The sequence below is a fragment of the Altererythrobacter sp. CAU 1778 genome, assembly GCF_054482795.1.
Genome location: NZ_JBTLRP010000001.1, coordinates 1,488,505 through 1,505,267, shown reverse-complemented (window position 1 = coordinate 1,505,267; position 16,763 = coordinate 1,488,505). Strand labels below are relative to the sequence as shown.

Genomic DNA, 16,763 nt, shown 5'->3' with positions numbered 1-16,763 from the left:
CGCTGTGGTGTTGCGGGTTTCAGACAGGCTGGATAAAGCACGCCGCGACCATATCGGCGCCACCCGCGCGCTGCGCACAGACACGGATTGTTCAAGTTCCATGATCGGTTTTTTCCGCAGTTTTTTCCAGTCGAAGATCGGCATCTTCGTCACGCTCGCGTTTCTCGGCCTGATCGCATTTGCGTTTGCCAGTAGCGACGTTGCCAACACCAACGCGGTTGGCGGGCTCGCCGGCGGGGATCAGGTTGCCGTCGTCGGTGATACGAAGATCAGCGCAAGCGAACTTGATCAGGCCGCGCGCAATGCGCTGCGACAGGCCCAGCAGCAGAATCCGACGCTGACGATGGAAGCGTTCGTGGCCGATGGCGGGCTGGAGCAGGTCCTCGAAGGTTTGATAGAGCGCGCGGCCATTGCCGAGTTTGCGCGTGAGAACGGTTTTCGCGCAGGCGACCGGCTGATCGACAGCGAAATCGTCAACATCCCCGCGTTCCGTGGCCCCGACGGGCGTTTTGATCAGGACATGTTCCGCAGCGCCCTTGCCCAGCAGCGCATTCAGGAAAGCGACCTGCGCCGCGATCTCGGCCTGCAACTTCTGTCCAGCCAGGTGAGCGTTCCGGCCAACTTCGGCGGATATATGCCGGAAAAGCTGGCGCGGCGGTACGCGGCGCTGTTCAAGGAACGTCGCTCCGGTGAGCTCGGGCTGCTGCCGAGCGCGGCCTTCGCGCCGAAAGCCGACCCCACCGCCCAACAGCTGACAGGTTTCTACACGGAGAACCGCGCGAACTATGTCCGCCCGGAACGCCGTGTGATCCGTTATGCGACATTCGGCGCCGACGCGGTCAAGAACCTGCGCGCCCCGACCGATGCGGAAATCCAGGCGCGCTACAACGAGAACAAGGCGCAGTATGCGGCGTCCGAAGAGCGTTCCTTCACCCAGCTCGTCGTCCCGACCGAGGGGGCGGCGCGTGCCATTCTGGACCAGGTCGCACAGGGAACCACGCTCGACGCGGCTGCTCGCGCGCAAGGTTTGCAGACCAGCGAGGTGGAACTTCTGTCGCGCAACGAACTCGCCAGCGCCGCGTCGTCCGCTGTCGCGTCGGCGGCATTCTCGGCGCGAGAGGGAACGCTTGCCAGCCCGGCACGAGGTTCGCTGGGTTGGTACGTATTGCGCGTCGATAACGTCGAACGCACGCCCGCCCGCTCGCTGGCGCAGGTTCGCGGCGAGATCTCGGAAGCCATTGCGGCCGAACAGAAGCGCGAAGCCTTGGCGCAGCTGACGGAATCCATCGAGGAACGCTTCGCATCCGGGGAAACCTTGACGGAAGTCGCGAAAAGCCTTGGCGCGCAGGTTCAGTCCACCAAGCCGCTTCTTGCCGATGGCCGCGTGTTCGGTAGCGCTGACGAGATGGTGCCCGAGGTTCTGCAACGCGCCCTGCCGCCGGCATTTGCGATGGACGAGAATCAGCCGGAGCTCGGCCAGTTGCAGCCAGGTCAGCAGTTCCTGCTGTTCGACGTGTCGGAGATTACACCCGCCGAAGCGGCGCCGCTCGGCGAAATTCGCGATCAGGTCGTTGCGGAGTGGAAGCGCAGTCGCGGACTGGAAGATGCGCGCAAGGCCGCCGACCGAGTGATGAAGCGCGTGCGCGACGGCGCGACCCTTTCCGAGGCGATGACAGCCGAAAAGGTTTCGCTTCCGCCGACGGAAAGCCTGCGCTTCTCGCGCGAACAGCTCGCCCAGATGGGCGACCGGGTGCCTCCGCCCGTGGTGCTGTTCTTCAGCATGGCCGCTGACACCGTGAAGCGCCTCGAAGCGCCGCAGGAGCAAGGCTGGTTCCTCGTGTCGCTCGACACCATAGAGCCTGGCGAACTGGCACAGAACGATCCGTTGATCGCAGGCGCTCAGCAGCAGCTCGGTACCGCCGTCAGCAACGAAACCGTCGATCTCCTGCGCAAGGCGATCCTCGCGGAAGTCGGCGTCGAGCGGAACGAGCAGGCAATCGCTGCGGCAAAAGCCCGCCTCCTTGGCGGCAACTGAGGCGGTCTTGCCGCCAGGCGGACTCCACAACCGCGCAAATGCGGCGGCTGCGCTGGGGCGCGGCGAACACTCGCTGGTGTGGCGGCGGGTGGTGTCCGACACCATCACCGCCGTAGGCGCGGCAACGCGGCTGATCGAGGAAGGGCGCGGCGACTTCCTGCTGGAATCTGTCGAGGGCGGCGAGACGCGTGCGCGTTACAGCCTGCTCGGCCTCGATCCCGATCTGGTCTTCAGGGCAGAAGCGACAGGCTGTTTCGTCAATCGCGCCTGGCAAGTTGATCGCGACGCGTTCGTTCCTTGCAACGGCGGCTCGCTTGAAGAACTGCGCGCGCTCGCCGAGGAATGCCGCATCGATGTGCCGGATGGCCTGCCGCCCGCGCTGGCGTTCCTCGTGGGCTATTTCGGTTACGAGACGATCGGGCTGGTCGAAAAGCTCGAACGCGCTGCGCCCTCCCCGCTCGAGCTGCCCGACATGCTGTTCGTGCGGCCATCCGTGCTGCTGGTGTTTGACCAGCTAAAGGACGAACTGTTTCTTATCGCGCCCATCTGGGCCAGCGATGCAGCGCCTGATCAGGCCGTTGACAAGGCGAGCGACGCACTGGACCGCGTGCTCCGCGTTCTGGATGCCGACCCATCGCATGGTGCGCCGCCGGTCGACCTCCCGGAACCCGACTTCACTGCGCAGGTTCCGGCAGAGAAATATCGCGAAATGGTCCTTCGGGCGAAGGACTACATAACCGCGGGCGACATCTTCCAGGTCGTGCTTGCCCAGCGTTTTACCGCGAAGTTTTCCCTGCCGCCGCTCTCGCTCTACCGTGCGCTGCGGCGGGTCAATCCCTCCCCGTTCCTGTACTTCCTCGATCTGCCCGGTTTTGCCGTGGTCGGATCAAGCCCGGAAATCCTCGTGCGCGTGCGTGATGGTGAAGTCACCATCCGCCCCATCGCCGGCACTCGCCCGCGCGGCGCAACGCCAGCCGAGGATCGCGAGAACGAGGCCAGCCTGCTCGCTGACCCGAAAGAGCGCGCGGAGCACCTCATGCTGCTCGATCTCGGGCGGAACGATGTGGGCCGTGTCGCGTCCGCCGGGACCGTGGAGGTGACCGACAGCTACACGATCGAGCGCTACAGCCACGTGATGCACATCGTCAGCAATGTCGTGGGCCAGCTGGATCCGAGCAAGGACGCACTCGACGCCCTGTTCGCAGGCTTTCCCGCAGGAACCGTCAGCGGTGCGCCCAAAGTGCGAGCGTGCCAGGTCATCGCCGAGCTCGAGCCGGAAACCCGCGGCGCCTATGCTGGCGGCGTCGGATATTTCGCGCCCGACGGCTCGCTGGACAGCTGCATCGTTCTGCGGACTGCCGTGGTGAAGGACGGCACGATGCACGTGCAGGCGGGCGCCGGTATCGTGGCAGACAGCGACCCCGATTACGAGCTGGCGGAATGCCGTGCGAAGGCCGGCGCGCTTCTGGCGGCGGCTCGAGAAGCCGTGCGGATCGCCGGTGAACCGGGCTTCGGGCAGTGAGGTTCCTAACTGCTGCCCCGCTTCTCGCACTCGCCGCGTGCAATCTGGCGAACCCGGACCCCGGCGGCACTGAGGATGAGGCCGAAACCGAAGCGTCTGCAGCCCCCAGTACCCCGTCGGATTGCCAGCGGGAAACATTCGAAGGCTCGGTGCTCACCCGCTGCGTTGCCGATCCCGAGATGCATCGCATCGTTCTCGCGCTCAAGGATAATGATGGTCGCGTCTTCCGGACCATGCCCGATTATGCCGCGCGTCGGCCCGCCGATGCCGCGCCAGTAGCGTTCGCCATGAATGCCGGGATGTACGATGAAGTCGGCGAGCCGATCGGCTACTACGTCGAGAACGGAGAGCGCATCCACGAGCTCAACCGAAACGAAGGCCCCGGAAACTTCCATCTCAAGCCCAACGGCGTTTTCTACGTCGCTGCACCCGGCGAATGGCGCATTCGCACGACATCGGAATTCTACGAAAAGGTCATGGACCGACCGCTGTTCGGCACCCAAAGTGGCCCGATGCTGGTGATAGACGGCGCGATCCATCCGGAGTTCTCCGAGGATGGCGACAGCCGCAAGACCCGCAACGGTGTTGGCATCGATGCGAGCGGGCGCGCGCATTTCGTAATCAGCGAAGGGCCGATTTCCTTCGGCAAGTTCGCGCGCTACTACCGTGACGAAGTGCAGGCCGAGGACGCGCTGTTCCTCGACGGCTCGGTTTCGTCGTTGTGGGATCCGGCGAACGACCGGCTCGATATCGGGCCGGAGCTGGGGCCACTTGTGGTCGTCGAAAGAAAGGCCGGATAATGGCAGAATATCGCGGGCTCTATCCCGAGATCGAACCCTATGAGAGCGGAATGCTCGACGTCGGCGAGGGGCACTCGCTCTATTACGAACGGGTCGGAACGCCCGGCGGAAAGCCGGCGGTGTTCCTTCACGGCGGTCCCGGCGGCGGAATGAGCCCATCGCACCGGCGGCAGTGGGATCCCGCGATCTACGATGTGCTGCTGTTCGACCAGCGCGGCTGTGGCAAATCACTCCCCTTCGCGGAAATTGTCCATAACGACACATGGCGCATCGTCGCCGATATCGAACGTTTGCGCGAAATGTGCGGGCATGAAAGCTGGCAGGTATTCGGCGGAAGCTGGGGTGCGACGCTGGCGCTGGCTTATGCCCAGACCCATCCCGAACGGACCAGCGAGATTGTGCTGCGCGGCGTCTTCCTTGCCCGGCAAAAGGAAAAAGACTGGCTCTACAGCTACGGCGCCAGCGAGATCATGGCCGAGCAATGGGACGATTTCTCCGGTCTCATTCCCGAAGCAGAGCGCGACAATCTGGTACAGGCCTATTACGACCGGCTGACTAGCGACGACGAAGCGACGCGTAATGCCGCGGCGAAGGAATGGTCGCTTTGGGAGGGTTCGGTCGCGACCCTGCTGCCTGACGAGGACCTGCTCGACAGTTTCGCCGACCCGGCCAAAGCGATCCCATTCGCCCGCATATGTGCGCAGTTCTTCCTCGAAGACTTCTTCCTCGAAGAAGCGCAGCTGCTGCGCGACGTGGGGCGGATCAAGCATATCCCCGGTATCATCGTGCAAGGTCGCCACGACATCTGTACCCCGCCGACTTCGGCCTGGGCGCTGAAGAAGGCATGGCCCGAAGCCGAACTGTGGATCGTGCACGACGCTGGCCACAGCGCGAGCGAGCCGGGCATCATCGACGGTCTGGTGCGCGCCACCGACAAACTGGCCGGAAAGAGCATTGCGCCGTGATCCTCGTCCTCGACAATTACGACAGCTTTACGTTTAACGTCGTCCATTACCTGATGGAAATGGGGGCGCAGGTCGATGTCGTCCGCAACGATGCGATAACCGCTGAGGAAGCAATTGCGCGTGACTGCGCGGGCTATCTGATCTCGCCCGGGCCCTGCACGCCCGACGATGCCGGGCAGAGCCTCGCACTGGTCGCGGCCTGCGAGAAGGCACGCAAGCCGCTGCTCGGCGTGTGTCTGGGCCATCAGGCGATCGGCCAGCACTTCGGTGCGACGGTTTCGCGCGGCGGATTGATGCACGGCAAGACTTCGCCGGTCGAACACGACGCGAGCGGGGTGTTCGCCGGTCTGCCCTCCCCCTTCAATGCAACGCGCTACCACTCGCTCATCGTCGAGAATATCCCCGATGCGCTTGTCGTGAATGCATGGAGCGAGACGCCCGGTCTCGACGGGACCAGCGTGATGGGCTTCCGCCATCGCGAATTGCCGATTCACGGGGTTCAGTTCCACCCGGAAAGCATTGCGACCGAACACGGCCACGCCTTGCTGGCCAATTTTCTCGCCTCGTGCGGAATCAATCCCAAGGTGCCGGCATGAAGACGCTGCCCGGCGCCGAAACCCACCTGACCGAGGCCGAGGCCGAAGAAGCCTTCGGATGGGTGCTCGACGGTGAGACGAGCGATGAGGATATCGCGCGGTTCCTGGTCGCCCTGTCCGACCGTGGCGAAACCGCGGACGAGATCGCCGGAGCGGCGCGGGCCCTGCGCGCGCGACTCATTCCGATCGAAGCGCCGGACGGTGCGATCGATGTGTGCGGCACAGGCGGAGACGGACATCACACGCTCAACGTGTCGACGGCCGTTGGTCTGGTGGTCGCAGCCTGCGGCGTGCCGGTGGCGCGCCACGGCAACCGCGCGGTGTCTTCGCTCGCAGGGGTCGCAGATACGCTCGAAGTGCTCGGGCTCGATATGGAGGCGGCTGGCCGTACGGCGGAAAAGACGCTGAACGACATCGGCATCTGCTTCCTGTTCGCGCCGAACCATCACCCGGCAATGCGGCGCATTCAGCCGATCCGCAAACAACTGGCGCGGCGCACAATCTTTAACCTGATGGGCCCGCTGTCGAACCCTGCATGCGTGCGTCGGCAGCTGATCGGGATCGCCCGGCCAGCCTACGTACCCATCTACGCTGGCGCGCTGGCGCGGCTGGGAACGGAGCGGACGCTGATCGTGTCGGGCGACGAAGGTCTCGACGAACTCAGCCTCGCTGGCGGGAACGAGGTAGCCGACGTCATCGGCCGCGATTTCGAGATGCAGCGGGTGAACGCTGCCGAAGCGGGTCTGGTCAACGCTCCGGTCGAAGCGATCCGTGGGGGCGATGCGGTGCATAACGCCAAAGCGCTCGAAGCGCTGCTGATGGGCGCGCCGGGCCCTTACCGCGATGCCGTGCTATTCAACTCTGCCGCCGCGCTGATGGTGGCGGGTGAAGTCGAAAGCTATGCCGAGGGTGTCGAGGAAGCTGGCGAGGCAATCGACAAGGGGCTTGCCAAAGGCCTGCTCGACTGCTGGATCGCAGCAGCGAAATGAGCGACAAGCTGACAGAAATCTGCGCCACGAAGCGCCAAGAGGTCGGCCGTCGCCGGGCCGAACGCTCGGCCACTGCGCTCGACCACGCTGCCGCCTCGCAGACCGCACCGCGCGGGTTCGAAGCGGCCTTGCGAACGAAGTCACAGTCGGGTTTCGCGCTGATTGCTGAAATCAAGAAGGCATCGCCGTCAAAGGGCCTGATCCGGGAGGATTTTCGGCCAGCAGATCATGCCCGCGCATATGAGGCTGGCGGCGCCGCCTGTCTTTCCGTCCTCACCGACGCGCCTTATTTTCAGGGGCACGAAGACTATCTGGTTGCGGCGCGCGAGGCATGCACACTGCCCGTCCTGCGCAAGGATTTCATGGTCGATCCGTGGCAAGTTGCCGAAGCACGGGCAATCGGTGCCGATGCCATTCTGATTATAGTCGCGGCGCTGGAAGACGGGGCCATGCGTGATATCGAGGCAGCAGCCATCGAACGCGGCATGGACGTGCTGGTCGAGGTGCATGACGAAGCGGAACTGGAGCGTGCCCTTGCCCTCCACTCTTGCCTGATCGGCGTGAACAACCGCGACCTCCGAACTTTCACCACAGACCTCGCCACGACCGAGCGCCTGGCACGGCTCGCGCCTGCTGATGCGCTGCTGGTCGGTGAGAGCGGGATCAATTCGCACGAGGATTGCTTGCGACTGTCCGAAAGCGGCGTCCGGACGTTTCTCGTCGGCGAAAGCCTCATGCGCGATGCCGACGTCGAAGCAGCTACGCGGCGTCTTCTCGGACCGTAGTGAATGGCTGGCAGGCTGACCCATCTCGACAGCGCCGGACAGGCCCGCATGGTCGATGTCGGTGCGAAGCCGTCTACTCAGCGGACAGCTGTGGCGACGGGATTCATTACTATGTCGGCGGCAGCCCTCGAGGCTGTACGATCGGGCGATGCCGCCAAGGGCGATGTCTTGGGCACAGCGCGCATCGCCGGGATCATGGCGGCCAAGAATACCAGCGGGCTGATCCCCCTGTGCCACCCGCTTCCGCTGAGCGCGGTCGCGGTGGATTTCACCTTCGAGGCTAACGGCATTCGCGCCGCGGCCACAGCCAGCCTGAATGGCCAGACGGGCGTGGAGATGGAGGCGCTGGCCGCCGTGTCCGTCGCGCTTCTGACCGTCTACGACATGACCAAGGCCATCGACAAAAGCATGGTGATCGACGGCGTGCGCCTGCTCAGCAAGACTGGCGGCAAATCCGGCGACTGGCACGCCGACGCACCGTGAGCGATCAGGCCGACGACCTTCCCGTTCCGCTTCCACTGGAAGATGCGCAAGAGCGGATGCTCGAAACCGTCGGACCGCTCGGGTCCGAGAGAATTTCAATCAGGGAAGCCGCAGGTCGTTTTCTCGCCGAACCCGTCGTGGCGTGCCGGTCCAATCCCCGCGCCGACTTGTCGGCGATGGATGGCTATGCCGTGCGCGCAGGAGATGCCACCGGCTCGCTAGTCGTGATCGGTGAAAGCGCCGCCGGAAGGCCGTTTCCCGGCGCGATTGGCGCAGGTGAGGCGGTGCGCATCTCCACCGGCGCGCACTTGCCTGCGGGCGCCGATGCGGTCGTGATTCAGGAAGTGGTGACACGCAACGGGGAGCGAATCTCGACGCAATCCTCCGCTGCCCAAGGCCAGAACGTGCGACGCGCGGGCTTCGATTTCGCGGACGGTGACACGTTGCTCGAACGTGGCTGCCGCGTCACTCCGGCACGGATGGCGCTCGCCATGGCCGGCGGAGCCGAGACACTCGCGGCCGGTCGCCTGCCGAGCCTGACCGTGATCGATTGTGGCAATGAGCTGTTGTCGGGCGCCGGTGAAGCATCGATCGTGGCTACCAATGCAGCGATGATCGCGGCCCTCGCAAAGCCGTTTGCCTCTCTCGTGCGATCGGTTGGCCCCATCCCAGACGATGCCGCCGCCCTCGCAAATGCCCTTGCTGGGGCCGACACCGATGTGGTCGTAACCTCCGGCGGAGCTTCCGTGGGGGACCATGACATGCTGCGGCCGGCGCTGGCTCTATGGGGTGCGGAGACGGGCTTCTGGCGAGTATTGATGCGGCCGGGGAAGCCACTGCTCTATGGCACGCGCGGGCAGCAGCGCGTGCTCGGTCTTCCGGGCAACCCGGTCTCGGCTTTCGTCACGACCCATATGTTCCTCCTGCCGTTGCTGCGGGCATTGGCGGGTGCTTCGATTGCGGAGGCTCTTCCACGCTTCACCATCGCACCGCTGGCAGGCCCCTTGCCCGCAGCGGGCAAACGGCTGGAGCTGGTTCGTGCACGCTGGAGCGACGGTGGAGTGGAAGCGCTCTCTTCGCAGGACAGCAGCGGTCTATCTGCGCTTGCCAACGCTGAACTGCTGATCCGGCGCGAGCCGCAGGCGATTCCGGCCAGCATTGGAGACATGGTCAGGATTTACCCGCTGCGATAGGCGTGTTGACATGGCAACAGAAGTTTCCTAATTGTTCCGCATTCGTTCACTGTAAAGACCGGAAAGCGACGGACAGGATGTTGACAGCCAAACAGCACGAGCTGCTTCGTTTCATTCAGCAGAAACTGGAAGAAACCGGCATCTCGCCTTCATTCGAAGAAATGAAGGAAGCGCTGGATCTCAAGTCCAAGTCCGGTGTGCACCGGCTGATCTCTGCACTAGAGGAGCGCGGTTTTATCCGCCGTCTCCCCAATCGTGCACGGGCACTGGAAGTCCTCCGGCAGCCTGAGGATGCCACCGCGCAGGGTCCGAAGGTCGATGACCGGTCCGGTGCCATTTCCCGCACCGTTTCCGTTCCGGCGGTTGCTCCGCAACCGGCAAACGATGTGATCGAGGTGCCGCTGCACGGCCGGATTGCTGCCGGTGCACCGATAGAAGCTCTGGAAGATCATCAGTCGCTTCCCGTTCCTGCTGCCCTTCTCGGCGCAGGCGAGCATTACGCGCTGGAAGTGTCTGGCGATTCCATGATCGAAGCGGGCATTCTCGACGGTGACTTCGCTCTCGTCCGCAAGGCGGACGCCGCGCGCGATGGCGAGATTGTGGTTGCTCTCGTCCGCGGTGAAGAGGCGACGCTAAAATACCTGCGTCGCGAGAACGGCATGGTTCGTCTGGACCCGGCCAATGGCGCTTACGAACCACAAATCTATCGCGCGGACGAGGTGCAGGTTCAGGGCAAGCTAGCCGGGCTTCTGCGCCGGTACCACTGATCTGCCGAGGCACGGTCAACGGCGATCTGCCGGATAAACATCGGATTGCGAGTTCGTCAGCGTCGCTGCGCTCCCCGCCACCAGCCATGCGCCCCTCGGCTGTCGGCGACGCTGACGACCCTCTCCTGTTCCAGATAAATAGCCAGCCCACCGCTTTCGCTCAGGTGGCGGCGGTCAGCGGTCAACCAGCGCGACTCGCAGCTGCGCGGCAAAAAGCGATCGGCCACGACGATGTCCGCGCGCTCGCACGCGGCGGCAAGGGCCCGTTCCTCGACGACCTCCCCCGAACGGGCCGCGAGCACGTTCCAGTCGCGACCATCCCGGCGGAGGGTAAAACTACAAAAGTCCGCGCTGCACCGCGCACGGCTCCAGCTGTCGATAGTGCGGGTTTCGTCGCCAGCGCTGGCCAGTTCCAGCAGATTGTCGCGGGCGTAACTGCTCTGGGTATCACGGAGAAGGAACAGACCTGCATCCGCGCCGTCCTCGATCACAGCCAGGTGACGCCCATCAGCGCTGACGAGAAGGTCGGGGCCGGGGTTAGTCAGAGTCACAAGCAGCGCGATTCCAGCGGGCAACAGTCCCAATAGGCGCGCCCTCCCCTTCCACAGCGCAAGCCACAGACCACCAAGGACGAAGAGCGCGAAAGTCATCTCGCTCATCTGCGGAAGACGTTTCACCGCCCCGGGCTGCGCGGCCGTCCAATGTGCTATCCATAGAAGGGCGTCGAGCGACTTACCCACCAGCCACCACGCCGGAGCGCCGGCTCCCACCGTGTCCAGCAACAGTCCGAGCGCAATCAGCGGCATCGACACGAATGTCGTCAGCGGAATGGCGACCAGATTGGCGAATGCGCCGTAAACACCGGCCTTGTGGAAGTGGTACAGGCCAATGGGCATCAGTGTGACCTCGATGACGATGCCCGTCAGGAAAAGCATGGCCGCGCCGCGAGCGACACGCCTGCCGAAACTCTCCTCACGCGGTGCCAGGAAACGCTTTACCGGCGCGCTGCCAGACAGTGCGACAATGGCAAGAACGGCAGCGAAGCTCATCTGGAAGCTCGGCCCGACGACTGATTCCGGCCACAATATCATCACGACCATCGCTGCAACCGCGACCATACGCATCGACAGCGCTTCCCGGCCGATGACTAGCGCGCCCAGCACCAGAAGTGCGGCGATGCAGCTTCGGACCGTCGGAACCTCCGCCCCGGTCAGCAAGGTGTAACCCAGCCCTGCAAGCGCCCCCACGGCGGCGCCCGCAATCGGCAATCGCATCCGCAACGCCAGCCAGGGGAAGAGTGCGAGCAGGCGGATTGCAAGCACATAGGTCGCCGCGATCACCGCGCTGACGTGCAGGCCGCTGATCGATAGCAGGTGCGTCAGGCCCGAATCTCGCATGGCGTCCTCGTCCGCCGCAGAGATGGCCCCGCGATCGCCGCTGGCGAAAGCCGCGGCAATTGCGCCTGCCGAGCCGGTAACCTCCCCTCGCACATGGGCGGACAGGCGCCGCTGCAATTGCGCCGTCGCGTCGCCATCGCCCGCCGAGGCCAGCAGTTCCACTTCGCCGACAGCCGAACCGGTCGCCGCGAGACCGTCGAACCACGCCGTGCGGGCAAAGTTGTAAGCGCCCGGCAGCATCGGCGGCGCTGGCGGCATCAGCCGGGCGCGGAGACGCACCGTGCTTCCCTCTCCCACGCCATCCGGCAATCCTTCGGGCTCGACATTGACGCGCACCTTGATCGCTTCGCCGCTATCGGGTTGACGTGTGGCGACAACTAATCGCACGCGGTCTTGCGCGGGTTGCTCGATCCGCTCCAGCACCCGTCCATCGAACTCTGCGAAAACCGGTCGTTCCAGCGGCTCCGCGCCGACCATTTCGGAGCGCGCCCAGATCAGCCCGACCCCCAGCGCGAAAGCGAACGACAGCCCGACGGCGGCCAGCAGGAGATTCGCCCGATCCTCCCGTCCGCGCCACGCGGACAAGGCGGCCAGCGATACGATCGCCGCAAGTGCCAGCAGCAGAAGCCACTGGTCACGGCCCGAAGTGCCGAACCAGGCCGCTATGCCGGCCAGAACAGCCGCCGTCAGCCATGGCGCGCGGTCGAGGCCGGCGCGCCCAAGGAAACGCTCGGAGGCTTCCGCTGCGCTGGACAAACGCCAACGCATTCGCCAAGGCCTTTGCCGCACCGCAACATCGGCGGCGGCCGGCTCCGGCCCGATCGGAATGTCAGGTCTACCGGTTGCCCCCATATTCGTATTGGAAGGGAAATTCAGTCACATGGCAAGCGCTGGCAACACCGCTGCTCCTACCGGAAAAGCCGTCGTCACGCGGTTTGCCCCCTCCCCAACCGGTTTTCTGCACATTGGCGGTGCGCGCACTGCGCTGTTCAACTGGCTGTTTTCCCGCCACCACGGCGGCAAGGCGCTGTTGCGGATCGAGGATACGGATCAAAAACGCTCCACCACGGAAGCCATCGATGCGATCATGGACGGGCTGGACTGGCTGGGCCTAGAATATGACGAGGAGCCGGTCTTCCAGTCGGCACGGGCCGAACGTCATGCAGAGGTCGCCCACAAGCTGCTGGAAGCGGGGCACGCCTACAAGTGTTTCGCCACCGCAGAGGAACTCGAACAGATGCGCGCCGATCAGCGCGCGGCCAAGCAGCCGATGCGCTACGACGGCCGCTGGCGGAATCGCGATGCTTCCGAAGCGCGGGAAGGTGCGCCCTATGCGGTCCGGCTCAAGACGCCGGAACATGGCGAAAGCGTGATCGAAGACGCCGTGCAGGGCCGCGTGAAGGTCCGCAACGAGGAAATCGACGATTACATCATCCTGCGTACGGACGGTACGCCGACCTACATGCTCGCGGCTGTGGTCGACGATAACGATATGGGTTGCACCCATATCATCCGTGGCGATGACCATCTGAACAACGCTTTCCGCCAGCTTCCGCTGATCCGCGCGATGGCAGAGATCGAGGATGGCTGGGCGGAACCGGTGTATGCCCATATTCCGCTGATCCATGGTTCGGACGGGGCCAAGCTGTCGAAGCGCCACGGTGCTCTCGGCGTCGAGGCCTATCGCGACGAGATGGGCCTCCTTCCCGAAGCGGTCGCCAATTACCTGCTGCGCCTTGGCTGGGGGCATGGCGATGCCGAAATCCTCTCCATCGAAGAGGCTATCGCGCTGTTCGACCTCGACGGCGTGGGCAAGAGCCCCTCGCGGCTCGACATCAAGAAGATGGAAAACATGAACGCGCACTACATCCGCGAGGCGGACGATGCGCGGCTGACGCAATTGGTTGCGCCGCGGATCGATGGCGAGGTCGATACGGCTTTGCTGGAACGCGCCATGCCGGTGTTGAAGGAACGGGCCAAGAATCTCAACGAACTGGCCGAGGGCGCAGCGTTCTTGTTCAAGCAACGACCGCTCGAGATTTCGGAGAAGGCGAACGCCCTTCTGACCGACGACGCGCGTGCGCTTCTGGCTAGGATTTCTGCCAGTTTCGCAACGGGAAATGACTGGACAAGCGAGGCGCTGGAGGCCAATCTAAAGGCGATGGCCGAAGATCTGGAGCTGGGTCTCGGCAAGCTGGCGCAGCCCCTCCGGGCGGCGCTGACCGGGCAGACCACATCGCCCGGAATTTTCGACGTTCTGGTTCTGCTCGGCAGGGAGGAGAGCCTTGCGCGGATTGACGCGCAGGCCGCCTGAGCCGGGATAACGCACAAGTGAAATGAGGAGTAGCATCTTGGCGGACAAGCAAGCGAAGCTGGCGATTGGCGGTTCGGAGCACGAATATCCCGTTCTGGAAGGTTCGATCGGCCCCGATGTCGTCGATATTCGCAAGCTTTACGGGCAAACCGGCACATTCACCTACGATCCGGGCTACAAGTCGACCGCGAGCTGCGAGAGCGCGCTGACCTATATCGATGGCGAAGAAGGCGTGCTGCTGCACCGCGGCTACCCCATCGGTCAGCTGGCCGAGCAATCGAGCTTCATGGAAACGGCCTATCTGCTGCTGAACGGCGAGCTGCCGAGCGGCGACGAACTCAACGACTTCACCTACACCATCACGCGGCACACCATGCTGCATGACCAGCTACGTCAGTTCTACCAGGGGTTCCGCCGCGACGCGCACCCGATGGCGATCATGTGCGGTGTGGTCGGCGCTTTGTCCGCGTTCTACCACGACAGCACCGACATTTCCGATCCCGAGCATCGCAAGATCTCGAGCCATCGCCTGATTGCCAAGATGCCGACGATCGCGGCGTGGGCCTATAAATACTCGATTGGCCAGCCCTTCATGCATCCGGACAATTCGCTCAGCTACACGGGCAATTTCCTGCGCATGACCTTCGGCGTACCGGCGGAGGAATACGAAGTCATTCCGGCGATCGAAAAGGCGATGGATCGCATTTTCATCCTCCATGCCGATCACGAGCAGAATGCCTCGACCTCGACGGTGCGGCTTGCCGGTTCTTCGGGAGCAAACCCGTTCGCCTGCATGGCGGCCGGCATCGCCTGCCTGTGGGGGCCCGCGCATGGCGGTGCCAACGAAGCGGCGCTCAACATGCTGCAGGAGATCGGCACACCCGACAAGATTCCGCACTATATCGAGCGTGCCAAGGACAAGAACGATCCGTTCCGCCTGATGGGCTTCGGTCACCGGGTCTACAAGAACTACGATCCGCGTGCGACGGTGATGCAGCAGACGCTGCGGGAAGTGTTCGACGCGCTGAACGTGAACGATCCGGTATTCGAAACCGCGCTCCGGCTCGAGGAACTCGCGCTCAGCGACGACTATTTCAGGGAAAAGAAGCTCTTCCCGAACGTCGATTTCTACTCGGGCATCATCCTGAACGCGATCGGCTTCCCGACGACGATGTTCACCGCATTGTTCGCTCTCGCCCGCACCGTTGGCTGGGTCGCGCAGTGGAACGAGATGATTTCCGACCCCGGCCAGGTCATCGGTCGTCCGCGTCAGCTCTACACGGGTCCGACGCAGCGGGATTACGTGCCCGTCGACAAGCGCTAGGAGCAGTCCGTGAAGTACATCCTGCAGGTCTTCGGTGTCGCCCTGATACTATCGGGCGGGCTGTGGACCTTGCAGGGGCTCGGGCTGGTGATGTGGCCTGCGGAAAGCTTCATGCTCGCAGAGCGCCAGTGGGCGGTCTACGGGCTTATCACGGTCGCTATCGGGGCCGGTCTGTTCTGGCTGGGCAGCAGACGCCGCCGGCGCTGAGGTTCAGCGCCTTGCCGGGACCAGCAAGGTAAATCGGGCACCTTCGCCGGGCGCGGTGTCGAGCGCGATGTCTCCGCCCATCGCTCGCGCAAGCTGGCGCGAGATGTAGAGGCCGAGGCCCGATCCCCCGTCGCCCGAGCGCCCGAGACGTTCGAATTTCCCAAACGCGCGCGCCTTCTGTGCGTCGTCCATGCCCGGCCCTTCGTCGCCCACGGTCACGCTGGCCATGCCCACATCACTGCCAAGAAACACGCGGACGCTGGTTCCGCGCGGCGAGTAATTGATGGCATTGCCGATCAGATTGAGAAGCACCTGGAGAACCCGCCGGAACTCTCCTGTGGCCGGGGCGGTCTCGCCTGCATCGGGGCCGACAAGCGTAATTCCCTTGTCCTGCGCACGCACGCCGAGGATTCCGATGGCCCTCCGCACGACGTCGGCGAGGTCGATCTTGTCCGGCGCGGTGCGAAAATCGCCCGCTTCGACCACCTCCAGATCGGCCAGATCGTCGATCAGCGCGAGCAGGTGCTGGCCCGCGTGCGAAATGTCTGCGGCATATTCGCTGTACTCGTCCGGCAAAGGTCCTGCGAGGCGGCCACGGATGGTCTCGGCATTAGCGATGATGCGATTGATCGGACGGCGCAGGACACCGGCAAGGTCGCGTCCTACCGAAATCTCGTCACCCGGCTCCGTCGCCACGGCGGGTGCAGCCCTTGCAACCCTGACCGACTGATTTGCAGGCGTGTCCGCCACCAGCACAAGTTCGAAACCGTCGTCGCCGGGCAGACCTCGGCCTGCCGGACGCAGCGCAGCCTTCCAGCTTCGGTCGCTGCCGGCGATGGCCAGCTTCGCGCCGTCGAGCAAGCGCCAGTGGAGAGGCTGGCGATGGGCGCTGCCTTCGACCTGCACGAAGTCCGTCCAGGGCTTGCCCCGCCCCTTCGCCATGGTGCGCGCCAGGCTGGTGAGCGCCGGTCCCTGCGCCTGCACGGCAAGAATGTTCTGAGATGCATCCAGCTGCGCGATCAGTTCCGCACATTGCCGGTCGATCTGGAAATGCCGGTCCGCCGTCTCGCGCAGGTCTTCCTCGGCCAGCGGCTCGGTGTGCCAGGTCGCCAGACCGATCCGGCAACTGCCGTCGGCGGGATCGGGCTGCACTTCCGTCCATGCAACGATCTTCTCGTCCTGATCGACCGCCATGATCTCGCGCGCGAGCTTTCGCTCCGTACGCCGCGCGCTCGCGACGAGATCAAGCAGCATCGGCACGGCGAGCGGCCCCGGAATCGTCCCGCCGCAGCGCCGTTGCAATCCGGCCAGCGGCTCGTCGGCGCGAACCAGGCGGTTTTCTGCGTCGCAAGTTCCGCTTGCGATGAAGGCACGATCCGCCATCCC

Annotated in this window: 15 protein-coding genes; 13 read left to right on the top strand and 2 right to left on the bottom strand. The window is 64.3% G+C overall.

The window, feature by feature from the left end:
- Positions 1-100: 100 nt before the first annotated feature.
- From ACXYN8_RS07110 to lexA, 10 genes are all read left to right on the top strand, one after another.
- The gene (locus tag ACXYN8_RS07110) at positions 101-2,035 is read left to right on the top strand and encodes a peptidylprolyl isomerase (RefSeq protein ID WP_458888643.1); all 1,935 of its coding nucleotides are present in this window, start codon (positions 101-103) and stop codon (positions 2,033-2,035) included.
- 76 nt (positions 2,036-2,111) lie between these two features.
- Positions 2,112-3,557, top strand: a complete 1,446-nt coding sequence (gene trpE, locus ACXYN8_RS07105; RefSeq protein WP_458888922.1) for an anthranilate synthase component I — start codon at positions 2,112-2,114, stop codon at positions 3,555-3,557.
- Positions 3,554-4,357 carry a phosphodiester glycosidase family protein gene (locus ACXYN8_RS07100; RefSeq protein ID WP_458888642.1) on the top strand — a complete coding sequence of 268 codons (804 nt, stop codon included), beginning with the start codon at positions 3,554-3,556 and terminating at the stop codon, positions 4,355-4,357. The genes trpE and ACXYN8_RS07100 overlap by 4 nt, the downstream gene beginning before the upstream one ends.
- Positions 4,357-5,322, top strand: a complete 966-nt coding sequence (gene pip, locus ACXYN8_RS07095; RefSeq protein WP_458888641.1) for a prolyl aminopeptidase — start codon at positions 4,357-4,359, stop codon at positions 5,320-5,322. Before ACXYN8_RS07100 ends, pip begins: the two co-directional genes overlap by 1 nt.
- Entirely contained in the window at positions 5,319-5,918 is a 600-nt protein-coding gene (locus ACXYN8_RS07090) for an anthranilate synthase component II (RefSeq protein ID WP_458888640.1), read from the top strand. Before pip ends, ACXYN8_RS07090 begins: the two co-directional genes overlap by 4 nt.
- Entirely contained in the window at positions 5,915-6,907 is a 993-nt protein-coding gene (gene trpD / locus ACXYN8_RS07085) for an anthranilate phosphoribosyltransferase (protein WP_458888639.1), read from the top strand. The genes ACXYN8_RS07090 and trpD overlap by 4 nt, the downstream gene beginning before the upstream one ends.
- On the top strand, positions 6,904-7,692 hold the full coding sequence (trpC, locus tag ACXYN8_RS07080; protein ID WP_458888638.1) for an indole-3-glycerol phosphate synthase TrpC: 789 nt from the start codon (positions 6,904-6,906) through the stop codon (positions 7,690-7,692). Before trpD ends, trpC begins: the two co-directional genes overlap by 4 nt.
- Positions 7,693-7,695: 3 nt before the next feature.
- Positions 7,696-8,175: a cyclic pyranopterin monophosphate synthase MoaC gene (gene moaC / locus ACXYN8_RS07075; RefSeq protein WP_458888637.1), complete on the top strand. Its 480-nt coding sequence runs from the start codon at positions 7,696-7,698 to the stop codon at positions 8,173-8,175.
- Positions 8,172-9,368, top strand: a complete 1,197-nt coding sequence (locus tag ACXYN8_RS07070) for a molybdopterin molybdotransferase MoeA (RefSeq protein WP_458888636.1) — start codon at positions 8,172-8,174, stop codon at positions 9,366-9,368. The genes moaC and ACXYN8_RS07070 overlap by 4 nt, the downstream gene beginning before the upstream one ends.
- A gap of 77 nt (positions 9,369-9,445) precedes the next feature.
- Positions 9,446-10,135: a transcriptional repressor LexA gene (gene lexA / locus ACXYN8_RS07065; RefSeq protein WP_458888635.1), complete on the top strand. Its 690-nt coding sequence runs from the start codon at positions 9,446-9,448 to the stop codon at positions 10,133-10,135.
- Between the two features lie 56 nt (positions 10,136-10,191).
- Here lexA and ACXYN8_RS07060 read toward each other — a convergent pair whose 3' ends face one another.
- The gene (locus ACXYN8_RS07060; RefSeq protein ID WP_458888634.1) at positions 10,192-12,300 is read right to left on the bottom strand and encodes a ComEC/Rec2 family competence protein; all 2,109 of its coding nucleotides are present in this window, start codon (positions 12,298-12,300) and stop codon (positions 10,192-10,194) included.
- 112 nt (positions 12,301-12,412) lie between these two features.
- Here ACXYN8_RS07060 and gltX point away from each other — a divergent pair, with 112 nt between their 5' ends.
- Genes gltX through ACXYN8_RS07045 form a run of 3 tightly spaced genes read left to right on the top strand, consistent with a single transcriptional unit; the run spans position 12,413 to position 15,377 of the window.
- Complete coding sequence (gene gltX, locus ACXYN8_RS07055; RefSeq protein ID WP_458888633.1) at positions 12,413-13,846, top strand: glutamate--tRNA ligase; 1,434 nt, start codon at positions 12,413-12,415, stop codon at positions 13,844-13,846.
- Between the two features lie 37 nt (positions 13,847-13,883).
- A complete protein-coding gene (locus tag ACXYN8_RS07050; protein ID WP_458888632.1) occupies positions 13,884-15,170 on the top strand; it encodes a citrate synthase in 1,287 nt (428 codons plus the stop codon).
- Positions 15,171-15,179: 9 nt separating this feature from the next.
- Positions 15,180-15,377: a hypothetical protein gene (locus ACXYN8_RS07045; RefSeq protein ID WP_458888631.1), complete on the top strand. Its 198-nt coding sequence runs from the start codon at positions 15,180-15,182 to the stop codon at positions 15,375-15,377.
- A 3-nt stretch (positions 15,378-15,380) separates the two neighbouring features.
- On the opposite strand, the gene ACXYN8_RS07040 is transcribed toward ACXYN8_RS07045, so the two are convergent.
- A complete protein-coding gene (locus ACXYN8_RS07040) occupies positions 15,381-16,760 on the bottom strand; it encodes a sensor histidine kinase (protein WP_458888630.1) in 1,380 nt (459 codons plus the stop codon).
- Positions 16,761-16,763: the final 3 nt, after the last annotated feature.